The organism is Hyphomicrobium sp. MC8b (assembly GCF_905067615.1).
GTDB lineage: Bacteria > Pseudomonadota > Alphaproteobacteria > Rhizobiales > Hyphomicrobiaceae > Hyphomicrobium_B.
The window spans coordinates 4,160,520-4,183,132 of record NZ_LR898465.1 but is presented as its reverse complement, the minus strand read 5'-3'; the positions used below and the strand labels follow the sequence as shown (position 1 = coordinate 4,183,132).

At 60.8% G+C, this 22,613-nt stretch carries 20 protein-coding genes; 4 read left to right on the top strand and 16 right to left on the bottom strand.

Going from position 1 to position 22,613, the window contains the following annotated elements:
- Entirely contained in the window at positions 1 to 261 is a 261-nt protein-coding gene (grxC, locus tag ACLB1Z_RS20015; protein WP_013950032.1) for a glutaredoxin 3, read from the bottom strand.
- 135 nt (positions 262 to 396) lie between these two features.
- Positions 397 to 1,197, bottom strand: a complete 801-nt coding sequence (locus ACLB1Z_RS20010; protein ID WP_409561406.1) for a ComF family protein — start codon at positions 1,195 to 1,197, stop codon at positions 397 to 399.
- 80 nt (positions 1,198 to 1,277) lie between these two features.
- Between ACLB1Z_RS20010 and ACLB1Z_RS20005 the strand changes: the two genes are divergently transcribed.
- Entirely contained in the window at positions 1,278 to 2,186 is a 909-nt protein-coding gene (locus ACLB1Z_RS20005) for a methyltransferase domain-containing protein (RefSeq protein ID WP_409561405.1), read from the top strand.
- On the opposite strand, the gene mutT is transcribed toward ACLB1Z_RS20005, so the two are convergent.
- From mutT to ACLB1Z_RS19985, 4 genes are all read right to left on the bottom strand, one after another.
- Entirely contained in the window at positions 2,131 to 2,562 is a 432-nt protein-coding gene (mutT, locus tag ACLB1Z_RS20000) for an 8-oxo-dGTP diphosphatase MutT (RefSeq protein ID WP_409561404.1), read from the bottom strand. The genes ACLB1Z_RS20005 and mutT overlap by 56 nt on opposite strands.
- Complete coding sequence (locus ACLB1Z_RS19995) at positions 2,559 to 3,218, bottom strand: thiopurine S-methyltransferase (protein ID WP_409561403.1); 660 nt, start codon at positions 3,216 to 3,218, stop codon at positions 2,559 to 2,561. The genes mutT and ACLB1Z_RS19995 overlap by 4 nt, the downstream gene beginning before the upstream one ends.
- A gap of 54 nt (positions 3,219 to 3,272) precedes the next feature.
- The gene (argJ, locus tag ACLB1Z_RS19990) at positions 3,273 to 4,520 is read right to left on the bottom strand and encodes a bifunctional glutamate N-acetyltransferase/amino-acid acetyltransferase ArgJ (protein ID WP_409561402.1); all 1,248 of its coding nucleotides are present in this window, start codon (positions 4,518 to 4,520) and stop codon (positions 3,273 to 3,275) included.
- A gap of 94 nt (positions 4,521 to 4,614) precedes the next feature.
- On the bottom strand, positions 4,615 to 5,535 hold the full coding sequence (locus ACLB1Z_RS19985; RefSeq protein WP_409561401.1) for a peptidylprolyl isomerase: 921 nt from the start codon (positions 5,533 to 5,535) through the stop codon (positions 4,615 to 4,617).
- Positions 5,536 to 5,946: 411 nt separating this feature from the next.
- Between ACLB1Z_RS19985 and secA the strand changes: the two genes are divergently transcribed.
- The gene (gene secA / locus ACLB1Z_RS19980) at positions 5,947 to 8,901 is read left to right on the top strand and encodes a preprotein translocase subunit SecA (protein ID WP_409561400.1); all 2,955 of its coding nucleotides are present in this window, start codon (positions 5,947 to 5,949) and stop codon (positions 8,899 to 8,901) included.
- A 56-nt stretch (positions 8,902 to 8,957) separates the two neighbouring features.
- Here the strand turns inward: secA and ACLB1Z_RS19975 are convergent, their stop codons facing one another.
- The 10 genes from ACLB1Z_RS19975 to ACLB1Z_RS19930 form a co-directional block, all read right to left on the bottom strand.
- Positions 8,958 to 9,131, bottom strand: coding sequence for a hypothetical protein (locus tag ACLB1Z_RS19975; protein WP_409561399.1), 174 nt, complete (start codon positions 9,129 to 9,131; stop codon positions 8,958 to 8,960).
- A gap of 218 nt (positions 9,132 to 9,349) precedes the next feature.
- Complete coding sequence (locus tag ACLB1Z_RS19970; protein WP_409561398.1) at positions 9,350 to 9,931, bottom strand: TIGR00645 family protein; 582 nt, start codon at positions 9,929 to 9,931, stop codon at positions 9,350 to 9,352.
- 136 nt (positions 9,932 to 10,067) lie between these two features.
- Positions 10,068 to 11,072 (bottom strand): murein L,D-transpeptidase family protein, encoded by a 1,005-nt coding sequence (locus ACLB1Z_RS19965; RefSeq protein ID WP_409561397.1) that lies wholly within the window; start codon positions 11,070 to 11,072, stop codon positions 10,068 to 10,070.
- 109 nt (positions 11,073 to 11,181) lie between these two features.
- A complete protein-coding gene (locus tag ACLB1Z_RS19960; protein WP_409561396.1) occupies positions 11,182 to 12,024 on the bottom strand; it encodes a L,D-transpeptidase family protein in 843 nt (280 codons plus the stop codon).
- 76 nt (positions 12,025 to 12,100) lie between these two features.
- On the bottom strand, positions 12,101 to 13,060 hold the full coding sequence (locus ACLB1Z_RS19955; RefSeq protein ID WP_409561395.1) for a L,D-transpeptidase family protein: 960 nt from the start codon (positions 13,058 to 13,060) through the stop codon (positions 12,101 to 12,103).
- A gap of 175 nt (positions 13,061 to 13,235) precedes the next feature.
- Positions 13,236 to 14,183 carry an acetyl-CoA carboxylase carboxyltransferase subunit alpha gene (locus tag ACLB1Z_RS19950; protein ID WP_409563317.1) on the bottom strand — a complete coding sequence of 316 codons (948 nt, stop codon included), beginning with the start codon at positions 14,181 to 14,183 and terminating at the stop codon, positions 13,236 to 13,238.
- A gap of 154 nt (positions 14,184 to 14,337) precedes the next feature.
- Complete coding sequence (locus ACLB1Z_RS19945) at positions 14,338 to 15,870, bottom strand: peptide MFS transporter (protein WP_409561394.1); 1,533 nt, start codon at positions 15,868 to 15,870, stop codon at positions 14,338 to 14,340.
- Between the two features lie 411 nt (positions 15,871 to 16,281).
- Positions 16,282 to 17,214 carry a site-specific tyrosine recombinase XerD gene (locus ACLB1Z_RS19940; protein ID WP_409561393.1) on the bottom strand — a complete coding sequence of 311 codons (933 nt, stop codon included), beginning with the start codon at positions 17,212 to 17,214 and terminating at the stop codon, positions 16,282 to 16,284.
- 9 nt (positions 17,215 to 17,223) lie between these two features.
- Positions 17,224 to 19,131: a hypothetical protein gene (locus ACLB1Z_RS19935; RefSeq protein ID WP_409561392.1), complete on the bottom strand. Its 1,908-nt coding sequence runs from the start codon at positions 19,129 to 19,131 to the stop codon at positions 17,224 to 17,226.
- Positions 19,132 to 19,135: 4 nt separating this feature from the next.
- Positions 19,136 to 19,279, bottom strand: coding sequence for a hypothetical protein (locus ACLB1Z_RS19930; RefSeq protein ID WP_172636520.1), 144 nt, complete (start codon positions 19,277 to 19,279; stop codon positions 19,136 to 19,138).
- A gap of 249 nt (positions 19,280 to 19,528) precedes the next feature.
- Between ACLB1Z_RS19930 and aroB the strand changes: the two genes are divergently transcribed.
- Positions 19,529 to 21,223 carry a 3-dehydroquinate synthase gene (gene aroB, locus ACLB1Z_RS19925; RefSeq protein ID WP_409561391.1) on the top strand — a complete coding sequence of 565 codons (1,695 nt, stop codon included), beginning with the start codon at positions 19,529 to 19,531 and terminating at the stop codon, positions 21,221 to 21,223.
- A 79-nt stretch (positions 21,224 to 21,302) separates the two neighbouring features.
- Positions 21,303 to 22,610 (top strand): HlyC/CorC family transporter, encoded by a 1,308-nt coding sequence (locus ACLB1Z_RS19920; protein ID WP_409561390.1) that lies wholly within the window; start codon positions 21,303 to 21,305, stop codon positions 22,608 to 22,610.
- Positions 22,611 to 22,613 lie beyond the last annotated feature (3 nt).

Below are 22,613 nucleotides of genomic sequence, written 5' to 3'. Positions count from 1 at the left end.
TCAGGACGCCGTCAGCAGCGTATCAAGGCGGCCCGATCGATCGAGATCGTAAAGGTCGTCACAGCCGCCGACGTGCACGTCGCCGATCCAGATTTGAGGGACTGTCCGCCGGCCACCCGAGCGCGAAGTCAGCTCCGCACGTAGATCGCTCCGTCCAGTCAGGTCGACCTCTTCGAAGGCAGCGCCTTTCCGGCGCAACAAATCCTTCGCCATATGGCAAAAACAGCAATTTCCAGCCGTGTAGACCGTCACCTTCGGCATTGCTCGGCGCCTCTCACTACGCCATTAAAAATCATTCGAATCAAAAGTAGCGCGTTCGCGAGGTCATGCAACCTTGCTTTGCAGTTTTGCGCCGCTGTGCCGCGCCTATGTCACGCCCTTTCCAGTTTCAGAATATCATTCTGAAACAATAGCAAGTGCGAGGACATCCACGCGCCGTGCACCGGCACGTCTGAGGGCAATTGCGGCGGCTGATGCCGTCGCGCCGCTCGTGATCACATCGTCGATCAGAACTATGGCTTTTCCGGACACGTTCGGCAATTCGTTGGCGGGAACCCGGAAAACACCTGACACATTTTTAAGGCGTTGCGCCCGGGTTAGTCCAACCTGGTGCCCCGTCGAGCGGCGGCGGACGAGTGCGAAAGGATTAACAGGCTTGCCCGCGCGCCGGCCGGTTTCCATGGCCAGAATCTGCGCCTGGTTGAACCGCCGCGACAGCAGCCGCCAGCGCGCGAGTGGCACGGGTACCAGCACGTCGGCGTCCGCCAGCAACTCTTCGCCCGCCACCTCCAGCCAGCGTCCGAACAGCCGCCGCGCGTTATGGCTGTCGTGGAATTTGAAACCATGAATCAACAGCCGCATCAGCCCGTCGAAGCGGGCAACGGCCCGCGCCCTGTCGTAGTCTGGCGGATCGGCGATGGCGGCTGCCGAGAGCATCGGTCCGCCGGTGTCGATTGCCAGCGGTACTCCGAGCCTATCGCACAGCGGTGGCCGGATGAACGCGACCTGCCGCCAGCATGATGGACACAGGGCATCGTGGTCCATAATGCGCGTCTGGCAGCCGAGGCACAGGGGCGGCAGCAGAACATCGAGAGCGGAGCGTCCGAGGTGCTTCAGACCATGCGCGAACGCCCAGCGGCCGGCGTGGCGCGGTGCCTCCGCGGGGTCCTCATACGCAACCGGCTGACTATTCGACATTGCGCAACTCTAGCCCAACGCGCTAACGCGGGCGAGAGGAACCGGGCCGAGGTTCTCGCGACGCCGCGGAAAGAGACAAAATGGCTGTAGCGCCCCGTATTTTCGACCGGACTTTGCTCCGCGCCCGCCGCGATCGCATCGCCAGGGTGTGCGCCGACCAGCCGCTTCCCGATTTTCTGCTGGAACGCGTCGCCGACGACTTTGCCGAACGCCTCATCTTCGTGCGCCGGGAGTTCCCTGTGGCCGCCAGCCTAGGGGCCTATCATGGACTGTTGGCGGCGCGGCTCCGGCAGCTTCCAACGATCGGCCGGATCGTCGATGTCGAACCGGCCTACGATGCCCTTTCGCGCGGGAAAGACTGGAAGGTCGTCGCTGACGAGGAAGCATTGCCGTTCGCTCCAGCCGCTCTCGATCTTGTCGTCTCCGGGCTGTCACTGCAATTCGTCAACGATCTGCCGGGCGTGCTTGTCCAGATCAATCGCACCCTGAAGCCGGATGGCCTGTTTCTCGGTGCGCTGCTCGGTGGCGAAACGCTGAAGGAGCTGCGAGAAGCCTGGATTTTGGCGGAGGACGAGGTGCTCGGCGGCGCTTCTCCCCGGGTCGCGCCGTTTGCCGATGTCCGTGACCTGGGTGGCCTGCTTCAACGCGCGGGTTTCGCGTTGCCTGTCGCCGACAACGACATCATCGAGGTGACGTACGCGTCGCCGCTGGCCTTGATGCAGGAACTCAAAGCCATGGCCGCCAGCAATCCGCTGGCCGAACGTCGTCGCGCCCCCGTAACGCGAAGCCTGCTTTTGCGCGCCGCCGAGATTTATCAGGACCGCTTCGGCCTGCCGAATGGCCGTGTCTCGGCGACCTTCGAGATTGTCACGCTCACGGGCTGGGTGCCGCACGAAAGCCAGCAGAAGCCGCTGCAACCCGGCTCAGCCAAAGTCAGCCTGGCCGATGTCCTGAAATCTCGGCCAAAAGATCCCGGAGCCACGGAATAAGGGGCTCATCTGCGGGCGGCATCGGATAGCGGCTCAGCTCGATGCCGCGAACCCATTTGATCGTTTGACCTTCGCGCGGGCAGATCTCACCGTCCCATGTGCGGCAGAGATAAAGCGGCATCAACAGGTGGAATTTCTCGTAGGCGTGGCTCGCGAAGTTGAACGGCGCAAGGCACGGCCGGCACAGCTCAATATCAAGTTCTTCTTTGAGTTCGCGGCAGAGCGCATCCTCGGGCGTTTCTCCCGCCTCGACCTTGCCGCCGGGAAACTCCCACAGTCCGGCCATCGACTTGCCCTCGGGGCGCTGGGCGAGCAGCACGCGATTATCGTCGTCGATGAGCGCGACGGCCGCAACGAGCAACAGGGGGTTCGTCATGCCTGCCGCCTGAGCAGATAGGCGACCTCTTCGAGCCGTGTCACGCCGCGCTTCTTGAGGTTGTCGCTGGCCGCGAGCCCATCGCGCACTTCGAGAACGTCGATGTCGTACAGCTTGCCGAAAAGCGCACGCACCTCGTCCTGAGCTACGGCAAACGGCGGACCTTTGATCTCGCCTTCAGGATATTCGATGGAGATCACGAAAATTGCAGCCTCTGGCGGTAGCACGCTCGCAAGCTTTTCTGCGTACTGCGGCCGCATCTCGGGCGGCAGTGCAATCATCGCGGCACGGTCATAGCAAACGGCAACGCCGCGAAGGGCATCCGCGGGCAGAGCGAAGAAATCACCCTGATAGATCTTGTAAGGGCCGGCCTCGAAAACATGAAACGGCCCGCTCGGCGTGACCGCAGGCGTCAACCCGCAGTCTTTGAAAAAGTCCCGAACCGCCAATTCGGAAAGCTCCGCGCCGATCACCTTGTGACCCTGCTCGGCAAGCCAAACCATGTCGCGCGTCTTGCCTGAAAGCGGCACGAACACGATGCTCCCCTTCGGCAGCGACAGCCCCGGCCAGAACTGCTGCAGCTGGGCATGAATATGGGGTTGGTGAAACCCGATCTCGCCGCGCTGCCAGCGCTCTTCCCAGAAGCTGTGTTCCATCGCGTGATCGGTCCTTTCATCCCACGGTCAGGCTCGCCCTGCTCCGTGTCGCCTCTAGCTGCGGTAGTCGGCATTGATCGACACGTATTCGTGCGTCAGATCGCACGTCCAAACGCGCGCCGCTGCCTTGCCGACGCCGACGTCGGCGCGAATGACGATCTCGGCGTTCTTCATGTAGGCCGCAACCGTCTTTTCGTCATACTCTTCGGCGCGTTCGCCGTCGCGTGCGACGCAATGCGGACCAAACCAAATGGTCAGTTTATCGCGGTCTGCGGCCTCGCCCGATTTGCCGACCGCCATCACGACCCGGCCCCAGTTCGGGTCTTCGCCGGCGATTGCCGTCTTTAGGATCGGCGAGTTGGCGCAGGTGAGCGCAATCGTCCGCGCCGCATGCCACGACTTCGCGCCGGTAATCTCGAACGTCACGAACTTCGAGACGCCCTCGCCATCCTTCGCCACCTGGATCGCCAGATCGCGCATCAAATCTTGAAGCGCGTCCGAAAAAGCCTGCAGCTTTTTCGTCTTTGCCTTCGTCACGGGCTTCTGCCCGCGTGTCTCTGCGGCGCCCGTCGCAAACATCAGGCAGGTGTCGCTGGTCGACGTATCGCCATCGACCGTCATGCAGTTGAACGTCGTCTGGACGTGCTCTGCCAGGAGTTCCTGCAATGCATCGGAAGAAATGGCGGCATCCGTGAAAATGAAGCACAGCATCGTCGCCATGTCGGGCGCGATCATGCCGGCACCCTTGCAGAAGCCGTTGATCGTCACCTCGACGTCGCCGATGAGCGCGGTCCGCGTCGCGAGTTTCGGAAAGGTGTCCGTCGTCATGATCGCGCGCGCCGCCGCCTCGAAAGCGTCAGGCTCGGCGCGCTTTGCCAAATCGGCGAGAAGATGCGCGAATTTTTCCGCATCCAGCGGTTCGCCGATGACGCCTGTCGATGCAACGAAAACCTCATGCGGCTTGCATGCAACCGCGTCGGCGGCGTGCGTGACGGTGATATCGACCGCCTCGGCGCCCTTCTTCCCGGTGAAGGCGTTGGCATTGCCCGAGTTGACGACCAGCGCTCGTGCCGTGCCTTTCTTTAGATGCTTGCGGCAGGCAAGGACCGGCGCTGACGCCGTTTTCGATTGCGTCAGGACGCCCGCGACCGAGGTCCCCTCGGCGAGCACGGTGAGCAGCAGGTCTGTGCGATTTTTATAGCGAATGCCGGCTTCGGCGGTCGCAAACGCGACGCCCTCGATGACAGGCAGTTTTGCAAGACTTGCGGGCGCGAACGGGGAAACGCTCGTGACTTTGCCCATGAGGGAACCTCCAGCTGAGTAAGAGGCTCCCTGAAACAGATCGGGCTGCCATAATCAAGCAGCCCGTCTGAATTCTTTTCGGTGATCGAAGCGGTTAAGGCTTCGGCGCGTCCTGCGGCGGCGTATCGACCGCCTTCGGTTGCGATTGCTTCTGGATCATGGCTTGCCGCTCGTCGATCGCCTTCTTGATTTCCGGATCGACGACATCGACTTTCGCGCCCGACCGCAGCGAGACGGCTGTTTGCTGCGCCTTCCGGAGCAGCAGTGACTGGATGATGCGATCCTTGACGATGTCGAACGCTGGCGGCTGCTTAACGCGGCGATCCTCAAGTTTGACGAGATGCCAACCGAACTGGGTCTTCACCGGGTCCGAAACCTCGCCCTTCTTGAGCTTGAAGACGACTTCTTCAAACTGCGGCACCATCTGCCCGTGGCCAAAGTAACCGAGGTTACCGCCATCGTCTTTCGAGCCCGGATCTTTCGAGTTTTCTTTGGCGAGCTGGGCAAAGTCGGCGCCCTTGTCGATTTTTTCCTTCAAAGCTTTGGCTTCTGCTTCGGTATCAACAAGAATATGCCGTGCCGATACTTCCTCTTCCGGCTTTAAAAGCTTGACTTGCTCATCGTAGATCTTGCGCGCGTCGGCGTCAGTCACGCCCGTCTTGATGACTTTTTCGAAATAAAGCTCACGCAGCGCACGGCGCTTCAGGTATGTGAGGCGGGTCTGGAAATCAGCCGACTGGTCAAGCTTGTCCTTCTCGGCAGCCTCGGCAAAGAGCTGGTTGTCGATGAGGAATTCGAGCAGAGATGCCCGCTTTTGCGGCCCCGGCATCGTGCCCATATCGGAGCCGATTTCGCTTTCCGCGACCGCCAGATCGCCTTCCGTGATCGGTTTTCCGTCAATCGTTGCAATGACTTTATCCGGCGATGCCGGCGCTTTGTCGTCGGCCGCGGCTGCCAGCGGCAAAGCTGCGCCTGCGAGCGCGAATGTGAAAATAGCCAGGGCAATGCGCTTCATCGGCGTTGGGCTCCGCTGTGGGTTTGAAGTCGAAATAATGGGCCGTCTCATAAGCTCATTCAGGCACGACGGCGTAACCGCACGCGGGCGGCCAATAAGCGCGCCTCGATAGCGGTCCGGAGGCCGAAAACCAAGTTAAAAGTTGGGAGGGTGCCAGGAAATCGCCATCCTCTGCCATCGCGCACAGAACATTGACAGTCAGGGGGGCGAGTTCTTATGTCTCCCGCTAATCGGATCGGGTCTTGAGCCCGTCACGACCGCGCGTTTAGCAGCTCCGAGGGAATGTTGACGCAGGCGTGGCGGGGCACCCCTTGCCGCGCATTTTTTGCTGAATGCTGCCCGGCGCTTGAAACTGAGCCTGGTCGCGCGCGTGCGTGGCCAACACGAATTTTGTAGGGACGGAACTTAAAGATGCTCTCGTTCGGTGGTCTCGCTTCGAAAATCTTTGGCTCTTCCAACGAGCGGAGGGTCAAAGGCTTTCGCTCGCGAGTCGCAGCGATCAACGCCCTCGAACCGGAGCTGCAGAATCTTTCGGACGAGGAGCTTCGCGCCCGCACCGAAATGTTCCGCAAGCAGCTTGCCGAAGGCGCATCACTCGACGATCTTCTGGTCCCCGCGTTTGCAACGGTTCGGGAAGCTGCCAAACGAACGCTCGGTCAGCGCCACTTCGACGTTCAGCTGATCGGCGGCATGGTGCTTCACCAGGGCGACATCGCCGAAATGAAGACCGGCGAAGGTAAGACGCTCGTCGCGACTGCCCCAGTTTACCTCAACGCTCTGGCGGGCAAAGGCGTCCACGTCGTCACCGTCAACGATTACCTCGCCAAGCGCGACGCTGACTGGATGGGTCAGGTCTATCGCTTCCTCGGGCTTACTGTCGGTGTCATCATCCATGACATGTCGGACGAGGATCGCAAGGCCGCTTACGCCTGCGATGTGACATACGCCACCAACAACGAACTCGGCTTCGACTATCTTCGTGACAACATGAAGATGAACTATTCCGAGATGGTTCAGCGCGGCCATGGCTACGCCATTGTCGACGAGGTCGACTCGATCCTGATCGACGAGGCGCGCACGCCGCTGATTATCTCCGGCCCGCTCGAAGACCGCGCCGACCTTTATCAGTCGATCGACGAGCTGATGAAGCTCCTCGTGCCCGAAGACTTCGAACTCGATGAAAAGCAGCGCCAGGTTTCCTTTACGGAAGCCGGTAACGAAAAGATGGAGCGTGCGCTCGAAGACGCGGGCCTGCTCAAAGGCTCGCTCTACGACATCGACAACGTCACGCTCGTCCACCATCTCACGCAGGCGCTCAAAGCCCACAAGCTGTTCCAGCGCGACAAGGATTACATCGTCAAAGGCGGCCAAGTCGTCATCATCGACGAATTCACCGGCCGCATGATGCCGGGCCGCCGTTACTCGGAAGGTCTGCATCAGGCGCTCGAAGCCAAGGAGCACGTCGAGGTTCAGCCCGAGAACCAGACGCTGGCGTCGATCACCTTCCAGAACTACTTCCGCCTCTACAAGAAGCTCGCCGGCATGACCGGCACGGCGATGACGGAAGCCTCCGAATTCCTCGACATATACGGCCTCGAAGTCATCGAAATCCCGACCAACCTTCCCGTCAGCCGTCTCGACGAGGACGACGAGATCTATCGCACGCAGCGCGAGAAACTTGCAGCGATCGTCCAGTCCATCGCCGAAGCCATGAGCCGCGGTCAGCCGATTCTCGTCGGCACGACGTCGATCGAGCGCTCAGAGCAGCTTTCCGAGCTTCTGAAAGACAAGAAGTACATCAAGGGCCTCGCTAAGCAGCTCGAGGAGCAGGCCGCCAGCCTGAAGCCGGGCAAGGAAGAAGAGCTGCGCAAGCACTTCACCGATATGGCGGCACTGCTGACGAGGCTCGTCAATGACGCCAAGGGCAACGAGTATCCCATCCCGCATCAGGTGTTGAACGCTCGCTATCACGAGCAGGAAGCCAACATCGTTGCGCAAGCCGGTCAGCCCGGCGCCGTCACGATCGCCACCAACATGGCCGGTCGCGGCACCGACATTCAGCTCGGTGGCAATGCCGAATTCCGTCTTCGCGATTGGATCGCCGAGGAAACGGCGAAGGGCACGCCGCCAGATGAATCGGCGATCTCGGCGAAGCGCGATGAGCTTGTTGCCGACGTTGCCGACAAGAAGAAAAAAGCGCTTGAAGCGGGCGGCCTCTACGTCCTTGCGACCGAGCGCCATGAAAGCCGCCGCATCGACAATCAGCTGCGCGGCCGCTCGGGCCGTCAGGGTGACCCTGGCCGTTCGAAGTTCTATCTCGCGCTCGATGACGATCTGATGCGCATCTTCGGCTCGCAGCGCATGGACAAGGTGCTGCAGACGCTCGGCCTCAAAGAAGGCGAGGCGATCACGCACCCTTGGATGAATAAGTCGCTCGAAACCGCGCAGAAAAAGGTTGAGCAGCGCAACTTCGACATCCGCAAGCAGATTCTGAAATACGACGACGTGATGAACGACCAGCGCAAGGTCATCTTCGAGCAGCGTCTCGACATCATGGGCCAAGAGGACGTTTCGGAAACCGTCCACGAAATGCGCAACGAGCTAATCGACGTGCTTGTTACGCGCTTCATCCCGCCGGCTGCCTACGCTGAGCAGTGGGACGTGAAGGGCCTCATCGAGCAGGTCAACGCCATCTACGGCATTGAGCTTCCGATCGAAGCCTGGGCGGCCGAGGAAGGTATTGCCGACGAAGAAATCGGCGAGCGCATCAAGGCCGCGGTTGACGCCAAGGTCGAGGCCAAGACCCAGGAGATGGGGCCGGAGCTTTATCGTCAAATCGAAAAGATGGTTCTGCTGCAGACGCTCGATCATCTCTGGCGCGAGCATCTCGTTACGCTCGAGCATTTGCGCCAAGTGATTGGCTTCCGTGCTTACGGCCAGCGCGATCCGCTGAACGAGTATAAGTCCGAAGCGTTCATCCTCTTCGAGAACATGCTTGGCCACCTGCGCGAAAACGTGACGGGTCAGCTCATGCATGTCGAACTGGCGCCGCCAGAAGATCAGCCGATGCTGCAGCCATACGAACTGCCGCCGATGGAAGCGCACCACATGGATGCGTCGTCGGGCTATGATGATTTCGTCGAGCGCGATCCTGAGCTGGCGATGGCGGATGCCGCGATTGCAGGCGCCCGCGCCCGTCGCGATACGCTGCCTGAGCCTGAGAAGCGTGCGCCGCTGCAGAGCCGCCGCAGCGATGGGGCCGTCGATCCGAACGATCCCGCCACCTGGGGCCGCGTCTCGCGCAATGCACTCTGCCCGTGCGGTTCAGGCAAGAAGTACAAGCACTGCCACGGCAAGATGGACTGACGAGCAATCCCTTTTTGCGAGATAGCTCGCCTTGAGCGGCGATGCGATATGAGAGTTTAGCGCGCGTCGTCACCGGGTGATCGAAGGATCGCACGGTGTTTGCGGAGGCGATCCGCTTTTTCTGCGCGCAGCGGTCCGTCGCCGTCTTCGCCCTTCATGAGTTGGACAAAGATCACGACGGCGGCGGCAACCTGGAAACCCAGAACGATCTGCAGGGGGAGCAAGTTCATCGGCGTCTCTCCGTTTGTGTCAAACAAACGGCGGGCGAGGCACCGTGTTCCGGACAGGGACACGAATGGCTGTGGACAAACAACTCGCAGGAATCCGCCCAGGACGAAATTACCAGGGCTAAATTAATTGACGCCTGGTGAAGCCGGGGCGAGTTTCGAAGGGAAAGCGGGCTAGCCTTCTAGCCGTTATGAGCTAGCCCATTTTTAGGCCCCGAAGATCAGTGCTCGTTTGTTTTTGCGGCGGCCTTCTCGGGAGCTTCGCTGGCCTCGCCATGGTGTCCGCCAGCGATGCGGTCGGAAAGCGCGAGCAGAACGCTCGAGACGACGAACACCAAGTGGATGATGACCAACCACATCAGCTCCTTCTCGCGTTCGGGCGTAACCGTGCCGAGCGACATGAACTGACGCAGAAGCTGGACTGCAGAAATCGCCACGATCGACGACAGCATCTTGAGCTTTAGCGCCGAGAAGTCGATGGTGCCCATCCATTCCGGGCGATCGTCGTGGTTGGAGTGATCCATCCGCGAGACGAAGTTCTCGTAGCCGGAAAAGATCACGATAATCAGCAGCGACCCCGTCAGCGTCAGATCGACGAGCGTCAGCAGTCCAAGAATGACGTCCGACTCTGTTGAGGTGAACGCACTCTCTGCGAGGTGCAGTAGCTCCATCAGGAATTTGATGAGCAGCACGAACAGCGAAATGGCTAAGCCGAAATAGAACGGTGCAAGCAGCCAGCGCGCGCTGAATAGCATGTTCTCCATAAATATCTCGACGCGCTTCACGACGCTCTTTTCAGCCATGCGTAGTCCTCGCTCCTGTGTCATCCGGTGAACCACGTGTGCGACGGCAAATGCTCATCGCACCCATTATGCAATGGTTATAAAGGCCAAGTAAGGCTTCAGGATAACGGGCGCAAGCGTTGGCCTTCGCAGCCGACTATCGGACGAGAGGCCACGAGAACATTGGTGGCGGGGTGTCGCTTTCGAGGCTCGTCTGGATTTGCGGAATAGGCGCCGACTTCGACGCGGCCGCTTGCGTCACGAGTTTCGGCATCACGGCCGTCGGCGGTGGCACGCCGTTGAGCCATTGGTCCTGTTCTCGGATGGACGCCAGCGTCGGTTCGCAGACGTCGAGCGGCCCAGGCAGAGCGCCGCGAGGTGTCTCGCTGAAGATATACCGACCGCTACACACGCCGACCGACGGCGGCCGACGGGTCCGTTCGAACAGGTCGTAGCCGTCTTTGAGGTTGTTCCAGAACGCTTTCCACGGCGAGCCGCTTTGCGCGATCATGTTCTCGTTCGTCATGCGGAACGGCAGCACATGCACCGGCACGAGCGTCTCCCCCGCATCGATTGCCGCGAGCGTCAGCTGATGAATTTCTTCCGACACCGGATTCGTCATCGCAAAGCAGCCAACCGACGAGCATCCGCCGTGAATGAGGATGTCCGAGCCCGTGCGCGCCTGCGATTGGTCGAGAATGTTCGGATATCCGATGTCGATGGAAATCGGCCAGCGGCCGACATGACGAGCTTGTGAGCGCGAGACGGTGTAGAACCCTTCCGGCGCCTGCCGGTCGCCATCGCTCAATTTCGGCCCGAGCGTTCCCGACCAGTGGCAGATGGGATAGGTCGCAAACAGGATGAAGGGGCCATCCTTTCCCGTCTGCTTCCAGATCTCCAGTTCGGACTCGGCCTTGAAGATGCGGATCATGATGGGAGACGCAAGCGTCACGCCTTTGTCGCGCAGGCGTTCCTGCAGCACCGCGACGTTGGGCGTTCCGGGCAACGGCAACGCACCGGTCGCCGCAGCACGCTGTCGCTCGACCCGGTCCGGGGCAACGTCCTTAAGCTCGATTGTCAGCGCGTAAGCGTGCTGAACGCCGACGAGGCAGAGCACCATCGCCGCGACAAGTCTGAGACGCGATAAATCGAACGACACCATAGAATTTGCGACCGGCTGACTCCTGCGCGAGCCGCACACTATCGCCGGTCAAGCGCGATTCTAAGTGACTTTGTGCAACACTCGGCCCGAGAAGTGAGGCTATGTACAGCTAGCTTTTAGCCTGCTCGGCTGTGCACTTGTCATCAATCGAATCATCCCCAGTCGAGCCGGCATCGCCGGGCGCGAACCGATAGGCGCCGTTGCAGACGCTGACCTTCGGTGGCCGCCCGTCTGCTTGGAATAGGTCATTTCCTTCTTTCAGGTTTTTCCAAAACGCGATGTTGGGATTGCCCGCATACCGCGCCATCGCCTCATCAGACATCCGGAATGGATAAACCTGCACCTGAAAGCGTTTTTGCCCGTTCTGCAGCGCCGCGGTGACGAGCTGCCAGATTTCCTGCATCTGCGCGTTCGTCATCGCAAAACAGCCGATGGACGCGCAGCCGCCGTGCACCATGATGAATGAACCCGTGCGTCCGTGGGACCGATCGAAGGCGTTCGGATAGCCAAGATTGAACGAGCGATACCAACTGCTGTTCGGATTGAGAGCCGTCTGGTCGACGGTATAAAATCCTTCCGGCGCCTGTACGTCGCCTTCGCGATGTTTCGGCCCGATCCGCCCCGACCACCGGCAGATCGGATAGGTCGCGAAGCGATGGAACTCACCGTCGCGCTGCATCCAAAGCTCCAGCTCGAATTCGCTCTTGAAGATCCGGACTAGGATCGGCGCGCCTTCTTTGACGCCGGCCTTCGCCAGCCGTTCCGGCAATTGCGCAAGATCGGGCTCGCCAGGCATCGGAAGGCCAAGGCTCCAACGCGTCAACCGCTGGCCGCGTTCATAGGCGATCAGCGCTCGGTCGCCATCCGGCAGTTTCGGCAGCCACGACGGCATCGTCGTGAACGCAGCGATCCCTGCCGCGAACAACGCCGCGACAAACAGAAAGATTTTCAAGGCACGTCTTTTGCGGGGCTTCTGCAACGTTGGCTCGCTTAACGTTTGGGACCGTTATCGAATGCCTCGCGGAGGCTCAGTTTGCGTTGGCGACCGGCGCCGTAACGGCGGCCGCCTGTGTGCTCTGACGCGCTTTCGCCTTGTTGATATCGGCCAGCGTCGGCTCGTTGTCGGGATCGGCAATCCCTTTCAACTTGTTACCATGCGCAACGTCAACCCCGCCAGGCTCTGGCAGCGGCTTGAACGCCGTCACGATTGGCCGTGCGAGCGGTGGGCAAGGGCCGGCCGGATCAGGACGGTTTCGCGACACCGCATCGACGACATAGCGCCGTTCGCAAACTGTGATGGCGGGCGGAATCCGGTACTTCTCGAAATAGTCGTAGCCCTGCTTCATGGTCTTCCAGAAGCCGTACCACTTGTTGTGCTTTTCTTTGGCCATCCGCGCGTCCGTCATCCGGAACGGATAAGCATGGAGCTGAAAGCTCGGCTGCCCGGCCTTCAAGGCTTCGCGCGTCAGTCCGTAAATCTCTTCCATCAACGCGTCGGTCATGGCGTAGCAGCCCGCCGACCGGCAATTGCCGTGCACCATGACGGAATCACCCGTCCGGCCCCACGACTTGTCGTAGGCGTTTGGATAGCCAAGGTTGAACGACAGATAATACTTAGAGTTCGGATTCATCAGGGCTGGCGTGATGGTATAGAAGCCTTCCGGCGCTTGCCGGTCGGCATAACGCTCCTTCGGCCCGATCGCGCCCGACCAATTGCAGATCGGATAGGTCTTGAAATGGTAAAAGCGCCCGTCGTCGCGCTGCTTCCAGACCTCAAGCTCTGACTCTTCCTTGAAAACCCGGATGAAAACCGGCGAGCCCGGCTGCATTCCTTTTTTCGCGAGAAGCGCCAGCGTGTCCTTGGACAGCGGCACGTCGGCGGGCGGCGGAATCGTTGGCGTATTCGAGCATGCGCTAAGCGTCACGGTGGCGATGACAATCGCGAGCCGCATAACCATCCGTAGCGCCGAACCAATGCTGGTCCCCACCAATGCCCCGTTCCCGTTCCGATTGACGTCCCCGCCGCTGCAGTCAGGCGGACCATGCGCACAAAGAACTCGAACGCCTTAGTGAGATTTGAACGATGGTCAGTCAACTCAAGTATCGTGTCGAAATGCGGCGTGCTGGGGGCGCCGCACCGGCGTTGCCTAATAGCCTCACAAACTAGCGACCGATCGACAGAAAGCGGTCGTGGCGCTGCGCGCGAATATCGTCGGACGACTTTCCGTCGAACTCCGAGAGCATCCGCGCAATGGCATTGCCGGTGGAGATGATCACCGATTCGCGGTCGCGATGCGCCCCGCCGGTCGGTTCTTTCACGATGGCATCAATGACGCCCAATTGGTCGAGGTCCTGCGCCGTGATCTTCATATTGGTCGCGGCTTCCTCTTTTTTGTTGCTGTCGCGCCAGATGATCGACGCCGCGCCTTCCGGCGAGATGACAGAATAGATCGCGTGCTCCAGCATCAGGATCCGGTTCGCCGTCGCAATGGCAATTGCGCCGCCCGAACCGCCCTCGCCGACGATGACGGCGACAATCGGCACGCCGAGCCGCAGGCAGCATTCGGTCGAACGCGCGATGGCTTCCGCTTGGCCGCGCTCTTCGGCGCCGATGCCGGGATAGGCGCCCGGCGTATCGACGAACGTGATGATCGGCAGGTTGAAGCGGTCTGCGAGTTCCATTAACCGCACGGCCTTGCGATAGCCCTCAGGCCGCGCCATGCCGAAGTTGTGCTTGATACGCTGTTCGGTGTCGGCGCCCTTCTCGTGTCCAAGCACCACAACCGAACGGTTGCGGAATTTGCCGATGCCGCCGACGATGGCTTCGTCCTCGGCGAAATAGCGATCACCTGCAAGCGGCGTGAAATCTTCGATGAGGCCGCTGATGAAATCGAGCGCGTGCGGACGTTCCGGATGGCGCGCAACGAGCGTTTTTTGCCACGGCGTCAGCTTCGCATAGGTATCAGCAAGCGCTGCTTTCGCTTTTTGCTCAAGCTTCGTGATTTCGTCCGTGATCTGCGGACCCTTGCCGTCCGTTTGCAAGGCCTTCAGTTCGGCAACCTTGTTTTCGAGCTCAAGAATGGGCTTCTCGAAATCGAGATAGGTACGCAATGCGGTGGTGGCGTTCACTGAAAGCTTTCCTGACTGTGCAACTGAAGCGTGCGCCCTCGCCGCTTCACGCGCGACATTCGCCATGGCTGGCTTCGGGTGTCAAGGCGACAGACCTTCCCGACCGCTGCTTAGGCGTAACCGGCGTTGTGAATGCTTAACTTTCGCCTTCCGAGAGCCGCCTGACAATAGGCGCAACGGCGAACATAAGGGCCGCCGCTGCCGCAACCAAGCCGGCCTGCGCCAGGAACGAAAGCGCGAGCGCATCCGGGTCGCTGGTCGTGAAGGCTCCGCCGATGTCGCCCGCAATTTTATCGCCGAATGCCGTCGCAAGGAACCAGAGGCCGAGCACCTGTCCGGACATTTTCTGCGGCGCAATCCGCGTCATCGTCGAAAGTCCGACCGGGCTCAGCATTAGTTCGCCGACCGTAAACAGGAAATAGAGACCGAGCAGCCACATCGGCGACACGCGGCCGTCGGCGGCATAGTTGGCGGCCGGAACCATCAGCAGGAAAGACGCGGCAAGAAACGTTAGTCCAAGCCCGAATTTGACGGGCGACGACGGCTGATGCGCGCCAAGCCGCATCCAGAGCGCCGCGACGAACGGCGTCAGCATAATGACGAAGATCGGATTGGCGGACTGGAACCAGGACGACGGGAAAGGCATGCCGATGAATTCGTTGCGCGTCAGCGTATCGGCAAAAAGCGAGAGTGTCGTACCGGCCTGCTCGAAAATGGCCCAGAAAATCATGGCGGCGAGAAAGTAGACGCCGACCGCGGCCATGCGATGCGCATCGGCGTTCCGACGTGTTGCACCGTAAGCAATGCCGACCAGCGGAATGATGATGAAGAACCAGCGGAGCCAGCGGAAGCCATTTACATCGGAAAGAAACGCCAATGCTAGCAAGCCGAGGGTTACAGCCGCCATATACCCCGCCTGCTGGCGGAAAGAGGATGATGTTTCACTGGCGACCACGCCAGGGTCTTTGAGATGGCGCATGTTCCGCGCAAACAGGACCATCGAGATGGTCATGCCGACGCCGGCAGCACCGAAGCCCCAATGCCAGCTTTGCGTCGGGTCGAAACCCATCGCCGAAAGCCAGTCCTTGAAGACGCTGCTCTGGGCCAGAAAGCCGGTGACGAGCGGAGCCAGGAACGCGCCGACGTTGATGCCCATATAGAACAGCGAGAACCCCGCATCGCGGCGGTCATCGTCCCGGCTGTAGAGCGCGCCGACGAGGGCCGAGATGTTCGGCTTGAAAAGCCCCGTTCCGATCGCGATAAGGGCCAGGCCGATATAGAACGTCGTCAGCGATGGCCACGCCAGCGCGTAATGCCCGGCCGCGATCGTCGTTCCGCCGATCAGCACGGAACGCTTCGCCCCGATGATGCGATCGGCGATAAAGCCGCCGGGCAAAGCCAGCAGATAGACCGCCATGCCATACGTGCCGTAGATGCTTCCGGCTGATGGCGTCGGGAAGCCGAGGCCGCCTTGCGACACCGGCGCGACCATGAACAGCACGAGCAGAGCGCGCATGCCGTAATAAGAAAAACGCTCCCAAAGCTCAGTAAAATAGAGGGTTGAGAGCCCCTGTGGATGTGAACCAAGTCCAAGCCACGAGCCGCGCGCGGCCGGTAGGATTGATGCCAGAAATCCGGCGGGAGCGCCCTGGTTGTTATGCGACGACATCAAGCGCCTTTCGCAACGCTCGTCATTGTGCCGGTTCGCTCTGGGGGCGCCGTGGCGACCAAGGTAGGCATCGGTCTTCGAATGGCCGGACGGAATTTTCTGATGTCCATCGGTCCGCTCCCGTTCGCAACATAGCACCCTCGCTTTGCTCGTGCCCCCCGTGCGTGGCGCCGCGATCCCGTTATGGCGGCGTCAAGCACGTTTGCGCGCGCCGACGTCTGGAAACGCCACGGCAGGACGCGATCAGCGTTTATAGAAGATCTGCGCGCGATCGCTACGGTTGATACCAGTGGCGAAAAACGTGTCGCGGGTTTCGACGCTGACGCAGCGGCACGATGGCAGGTCCGGTCGAGGCGGCTCACTGGCGTCTCCCATGCGGTCGGCGCTTTAAGGCATTAGAGCCCTGGCGCGCTACGTCTTGTTCTTGGCGAGCGGGTGATGCGCATTGACGAGCGCTTTCAGTCGCTCTTGCAACACATGCGTATAGATCTCCGTGGTCGAAATGTCAGCATGGCCGAGCAGTTGCTGAACCGCGCGCAGGCCCGCGCCGCGGTCGAGCAGGTGACTCGCGAACGCGTGGCGCAGGACATGAGGTGAAACGCGTTCGGCCGCGATATCCGCCGCGATGGCGACATCCTTCAGGTCCTGTGCGAAACCTTGCCGCGTCACATGTCCGAGCGCCGCCTTCGAAGGAAACAGCCACTCGGAATTATCGAACCGGCCGGATACGCCGAGGAAGGCGTCCAGCGCTTCGCGCGCGGTGGCGTTCAAGGGCACCATCCGTTCTCGTCCGCCTTTACCCTTGATGGTTAGAACGCGCGTATCGCCGCGAAGCACGCTCCGTGGCAGGCCCACAAGCTCCGAGACGCGCATTCCGGTCGCGTAAAGAAGCTCGAGCAAGCAGTGAAACCGCAGTGCGCGAAATAAGGCATGGCCTTCCACACCATCGCATTGCTTCTGCGAGGTCTCCAGCAGTCTGTCGACCTCGGCGATGCTCAGGACCTTCGGCAGCGCGCGCTGTTTTTTGGGACCTTGCAGTCCGGATGTCGGATCGAGTGCAATAGCGTCTTCGGCCAGAAGAAACCGATAGAATTGCTTGATGGCTGAAAGCCGCCGCGCCCGCGACGTCGGCGCTTGTCCTTCGCTGGCCAGATGGCCGAGATAGGCTTGAACGTCGTCCGAGGTAGCATTTCTCGGCATAACGCCCCGGCTTGGCAAGAAACTGAGGAAGCCTTCAAGATCGGCGGCATAAGCCTCAATCGTGTTGGGTGAAGCGCCACGCTCGGCCGACAGCATCGCGAGAAAATCCGCGACGTCGGTATCGCGCACCCCGGTAGACGTCATGACCGCCCCTCAATTCGTCTCGGTACGCGGCCATGTCGGCAGCAGGGCTTCGAGCCCGAGGCGGCGCGCGTCGGCCTCAAGTCCGGCGCGCTTCAATGCCCGGATGCTGTCGCCGAGCGCGATCAGATTGGCGTCGGCCGCGCCGTTCGGGCCGAGCGCCTTCATGACGAGCAGCACCGTATGGCCGAATTCCTGTTTCTTCGAAGCGATCTGCAACTCGGTCAGCACGCCGGTTTCGGGAAGATAGCCGCCCGTCGGCTGTGAAATCGTATTGGCCGCCTGCCAGAGTGGAATGGGCACGAGGTAATCGAGCGCTTCCATCACGGTCGTCAGCCGATATAGAGCCGCAGGCGGAAACCGTCCGTTGGCGGCGTAATTTTCCAGCGCGGAGAAGCTTTGCCCTCGGTTCGGATCATGCGGATCGGCGATGTCGATCAGTGCGCGCCAGTGGCCGAGACCCGGTCCGCCCGACTGATCCGCGATCTGAATCCAGTTACGCGACATGTCGAAACGGCTCGACGCCAGCCCGATTTCGACGCCCGTTTCGGCAAACCAGCTCACTTCCGGAGCCGGTTGCAGATCTGCCGTTGCCTGCGCGATCATTTGCGCGCCGATCATGCCGAGGCCTTCGTGCTTCATGTCATCGAGGAAGGCACGAATGAGCCGTGCTTTGCGTGCGGGCGTTCGTTCATCCTCGGCCGCCTTGAACAGCGCAGCGCGTCGCGCCACGCCTTGCGGACCACGGCCGCTTAACAAGTCGTCGGGCGGCATCCTCTCGGCATTGACGCGGTAGATCCCCGCCAGCATCTGCGGCGTCAGTGCATTGAGACGCGCCGCCGCTTCAGTTGCCGGAAATCCGAGGTCGACGGGGGTTGAATGATCGGTAGCCAGCGCTACGAGCAGAGCTGGCTCGCCCTTTTCCAACACGAGTTTGTGCGGTAGGCCGCCGACCTTTTCGGCAATCCGATAGTCGAGCAGCGTGATTTGTTTGACTTGCGTGTAGCGCGGCTTGGACCCGATCGAGAATGCATCGAGCGCTTCGAGGCCGGGCGATGTCTCGACGCCTTCCTCACGCGCCATGTCGGCCGCCAGTCCTGCCGCCGACTTGTCGCCTTGAGATTCGGAGCAATACCCAGCCATCAGGATGACTTGGCCTTTGAGGCGCGCCGGGATCGCACCTTTTAACTTGGCCGATTGCGCAACCAGTTGGCATGCCTTGTCCGGATGCCCGGCCGCCAGCTCGTTGCGGGCTTCGAGCGACACCAGCAGCGGATTGTCCCCCGGCGGTTGCTTTGCGATTTCGGCCGCGGCGGCGCGCGCCAAGCCCGAGCGGTAGAGCGCTTCGAGTCGGAGCGCCATAAAGTTGGAGTTCGAGCCATCGCCCGACGGCGACGTAATGAGCCTTTTCCAAAGATCGTGCAAAACGGGCGAGCGCGGCGGAATTTCAATCGTTGCGATCAGCTTTTCCAACGCGGCGACGTCCATGCCCCCCCAAAGCTCGTACGGCAGTCCTGAGCCGTCGTTCGACATCACGGGAGCGAGACTGCCCTTGTCCACGGCCGGCGGAATAGCATCGCGCATCACCGAATTGCCCGAACCCGAGCCAGACGACCGGCTTGGGCTGGACGGGAAGCCGGGCATGGAACCGGAATTTCCGCCGCTACCGGAGGGCCGCGACCACATATCGTCGTCCCCGCCGCCAGAGGGCGAGCCCAGCGGCTGAAGATAGCTGCGCTTGTCAGGTGGAGGTGAATAAGCATCGTCGTGCGCCGGCTTTTTCCGGCTGCTCGTCGCTGGCGCGGCATAGGAATCGTCTTGCGCGCTTGCCGGCAGCGCGGCGGCAATAGCGATCGGCAAAAAACCGGCAAGCACAACGCTGCGCGCCGCCGCTATCGTCTTTCGGTGTGTATGCACCATGGCTCTACCGCCGGATTTTCACGTCTGGCACGGGCTTGCTGATCATCTGCTGCTCCGGCTCGAAGCGTGTCGCGAGCACATAGAGACCGCCGAAAACCGCGGCCGCGAATGCGCAAAGTACGAACAATAGCCGGAAAAGGCTCGGCATTTCTTTACCCCGTTCCGGCCTTTAGGTGAGCACCCTTGATGGCGTGATTATGACTCGGATTGGCATTTTAACGGAACCCCCCTTGCGTCGAAACGGCGTCTGTTTCCGATCCACGGCAGGCTTGAAGTATGGTTCCAATTTGCGAACGATTTTGGTTCATGGCATGAGGGCGCGGAAATGACCTTTCCGCTACGAGACAGTCTGCCCGAAGCTAACCGATTCGCCGTTGATATCGGCGTCGAGACCCCCATGACGGAAGCGGAAGCCATAGACCTTGCGAAGAAGCGCATCGGCAAGCGCCCGATTGTGCTCGTCGGCCTTATGGGTTGCGGCAAGTCGTCGGTCGGCAAGCGCCTGGCGTTTAAGCTCAGTCTGCCGTTCGTCGACGCCGACGAAGAAATCGAGCGCGCGGCCGCCAAGACGATCAACGATATTTTCACCGACCACGGCGAAGACCATTTCCGGGATGGCGAGCGCAAGGTCATCGCCCGCCTGCTTGGCAACGGCGCGCAGGTGCTTGCAACCGGCGGCGGTGCCTTCATTCACGCTGAAACTCGCAAACGCGTTAAGGACACCGCTTTTTCCATCTGGTTGCGTGCCGAATTGCCCGTACTGATGCGCCGTGTCATGAAGCGTGACACCCGGCCCCTGCTGCGCGGTGGCAATCCGGAAGCCACGATGCAGAAGTTGATTGAAGCGCGTTACCCGATTTATGCAGAAGCCGATATGACAGTCGAAAGCCGCGACGAACCACACGACATCATCGTCAACGAAATCATCACCCGGCTCGCGACCGGCGCAGACGGCGCGCCGCCTACGACGCTTGAGGCTAACCCCTCCAAGACCGTTCATGTCGAGCTGGGCGACCGCTCTTACGATGTTTTGATCACGCGCGGCGTTCTTCGCGACGCCGGCGCGCTCATCAGGGCGCGCTTCGGCCCCGTCAAATGCGGCGTCGTGACGGACGAGAACGTGGCGCGCCACCATCTTACGACGCTTGAAAATAGCCTCAAGGCTGAGGGCCTGTTCGCCGGTTCGGTCGTCATGAAACCGGGCGAGGCGACGAAGAGCTTTCGCAACCTCGCAGACCTGTCCGAGCGTCTCCTGGAGCTTGGCCTCGAACGCGGTGACCTTGTTGTGCCATTTGGTGGCGGTGTGATCGGCGATCTCGCGGGCTTTGCCGCTGGCATCCTGCGCCGTGGCGTCCGCTTCGTGCAGATTCCGACGTCGCTTCTCGCGCAAGTCGATAGCTCCGTTGGCGGCAAGACCGGCATCAACACGCCGCAAGGCAAGAACCTCATCGGCGTTTTCCACCAGCCGAGCCTCGTCATCGCAGATACGTCCGTGCTGACGACGCTACCCGCGCGCGAGATGCGAGCCGGATACGCCGAGGTCGCCAAGTATGGCCTGCTCGGTGACGCCGAGTTCTTCTCCTGGCTTGAGGCGCATTGGCAGTCGGTCTTCGGCAACAACGGTCCGGCGTTGACGACGGCCATCGAAACGAGCGTGGCCGCCAAGGCCGCCATCGTCGCCCGCGACGAAACGGAGACCGGCGACCGCGCGCTCCTCAACCTTGGGCACACGTTCGGTCACGCATTGGAAGCGTGGACCGGTTACTCCGACCGCCTGCTGCACGGCGAAGGCGTGGCCATTGGCATGTGCATGGCTTTTCGTCTGTCAGAAGAGCTGGGTCTTTGTCCCGCCGGCACGAGCGCCCGCGTCACCAACCATCTGAAAGCCGTCGGCCTACCGACGCGGATCGCCGATATTCCCGGCGGCAAGGCCGATGCTACCGAATTGTTGCGCCTGATGGGCCAGGACAAGAAAGTTAAAGCCGGGAAGCTGACGTTCATTCTTGTTCGTGACATCGGTCAGGCTTTCGTCACTCGCGACGTCGCACCGGAAACCGTGCTGGCCTTCCTCGGCCGGGAAATCAGTCTATAGAGCATATTAAGTCTCTGCCCTGCATCTGTGCTAGATTACTGCCTCCCCTAGGCAGGAATAGCGGACACCATTACCCCCGATGACCGTAATCATAAGCTTTCTGGCAATCCTTTTGCTGATTGTTCTGTCGGCGTTTTTTAACGTCAGCGAGACCGCGCTGACGGCAGCGTCGCGGGCACGCATGCATGCGCTCGAAGAAGACGGCAACGTTCCGGCCGCCCTCGTCAATAAGGTGCTGTCGCGCCCCGAAAAGATGATCGGCACAGTCCTGCTCGGCAATACGCTCGTCGACGTGCTGGCTGCAGCCCTTGCCTCCAACATCGCCGTGCATCTTTACGGCCAGGTCGGCGTCGCCTACGCGACAGCCATCATCACGATCCTGATCGTTATCTTTGCTGCCGTGCTTCCGAAGACGTACGCGCTCGCATATGCCGATCGCGTCGCGCTTGTCGTTGCGCCGCCCATGCAGGGCCTGATCTACGTTCTGACGCCCTTCACCAAAGCCATAGAATTCATCGTCCGCCACATCCTGATCCTGACGCCAGGCAAAGCCGACGATGCCGCCAATATTCTCGCTGCGCACGAAGAGATCCGCGGCACGATCGATTTGCAGGCAAAGGAAGGTACCGTCGCCAAGGGTGACGCCGAAATGCTCGGCGGCGTTCTGGATTTGCGCGATCTCCAAGTCGCCGACATCATGGTTCACCGTACCAAGATGGAAACCATCGACATCGACGAGCCGCCCGCGAAAATTCTCGATCAGTTGATGCGCTCGCAATATACGCGTGTGCCGCTGTGGAAAGACGAGCCGGAGAATATCGTCGGCGTTCTGCACACCAAGGATCTTCTGTTGGCCCTGTCGCGCCACGGATGGGATCCCGAGAAGCTCGATATCATGAAGTCAGCGTCCGAGCCCTGGTTCGTTCCGGACACCACGACGCTGAAAGACCAGCTCAACCAGTTTCTGAAAAAGAAGATTCAGATGGCCCTCGTCGTCGACGAATACGGCGAAGTGCAGGGCCTGATCACGCTCGAAGACATTCTGGAAGAGATCGTCGGCCAGATCACCGACGAGCACGACAATCCCGATAGCCATATCCGCATGCAATCGGACGGCACCGTCAACGTTGACGGCACCGTTGCAATTCGCGATCTCAATCGCCATTTAGATTGGGATCTTCCCGACGATGAAGCGACGACGGTTGCGGGTCTCGTGATCCACGAGGCGCAAACGATCCCGGAGCCAGGACAGGTGTTCACCTTCCACGGTTACAGGTTCGAGATTTTGCGTAAAAGCCGCAACCGGATCATGGCGATGCGCATCAAACCGATCGCATCGGCAACCCAGCCGAATTCAGGCTCGGCGTCCGCACGGCCGAGCGGCTGAAGC

Bases quoted from the DNA above. Each gene is read 5' to 3' on its own strand.
- grxC (WP_013950032.1), bottom strand. From the start codon at position 261: ATGCCGAAGGTGACGGTCTACACGGCTGGAAATTGCTGTTTTTGCCAT.
- ACLB1Z_RS20010 (WP_409561406.1), bottom strand. From the start codon at position 1,197: ATGTCGAATAGTCAGCCGGTTGCGTATGAGGACCCCGCGGAGGCACCG.
- ACLB1Z_RS20005 (WP_409561405.1), top strand. From the start codon at position 1,278: ATGGCTGTAGCGCCCCGTATTTTCGACCGGACTTTGCTCCGCGCCCGC.
- mutT (WP_409561404.1), bottom strand. From the start codon at position 2,562: ATGACGAACCCCCTGTTGCTCGTTGCGGCCGTCGCGCTCATCGACGAC.
- ACLB1Z_RS19995 (WP_409561403.1), bottom strand. From the start codon at position 3,218: ATGGAACACAGCTTCTGGGAAGAGCGCTGGCAGCGCGGCGAGATCGGG.
- argJ (WP_409561402.1), bottom strand. From the start codon at position 4,520: ATGGGCAAAGTCACGAGCGTTTCCCCGTTCGCGCCCGCAAGTCTTGCA.
- ACLB1Z_RS19985 (WP_409561401.1), bottom strand. From the start codon at position 5,535: ATGAAGCGCATTGCCCTGGCTATTTTCACATTCGCGCTCGCAGGCGCA.
- secA (WP_409561400.1), top strand. From the start codon at position 5,947: ATGCTCTCGTTCGGTGGTCTCGCTTCGAAAATCTTTGGCTCTTCCAAC.
- ACLB1Z_RS19975 (WP_409561399.1), bottom strand. From the start codon at position 9,131: ATGAACTTGCTCCCCCTGCAGATCGTTCTGGGTTTCCAGGTTGCCGCC.
- ACLB1Z_RS19970 (WP_409561398.1), bottom strand. From the start codon at position 9,931: ATGGCTGAAAAGAGCGTCGTGAAGCGCGTCGAGATATTTATGGAGAAC.
- ACLB1Z_RS19965 (WP_409561397.1), bottom strand. From the start codon at position 11,072: ATGGTGTCGTTCGATTTATCGCGTCTCAGACTTGTCGCGGCGATGGTG.
- ACLB1Z_RS19945 (WP_409561394.1), bottom strand. From the start codon at position 15,870: ATGTCGTCGCATAACAACCAGGGCGCTCCCGCCGGATTTCTGGCATCA.
- ACLB1Z_RS19940 (WP_409561393.1), bottom strand. From the start codon at position 17,214: ATGACGTCTACCGGGGTGCGCGATACCGACGTCGCGGATTTTCTCGCG.
- ACLB1Z_RS19935 (WP_409561392.1), bottom strand. From the start codon at position 19,131: ATGGTGCATACACACCGAAAGACGATAGCGGCGGCGCGCAGCGTTGTG.
- ACLB1Z_RS19930 (WP_172636520.1), bottom strand. From the start codon at position 19,279: ATGCCGAGCCTTTTCCGGCTATTGTTCGTACTTTGCGCATTCGCGGCC.
- aroB (WP_409561391.1), top strand. From the start codon at position 19,529: ATGACGGAAGCGGAAGCCATAGACCTTGCGAAGAAGCGCATCGGCAAG.
- ACLB1Z_RS19920 (WP_409561390.1), top strand. From the start codon at position 21,303: ATGACCGTAATCATAAGCTTTCTGGCAATCCTTTTGCTGATTGTTCTG.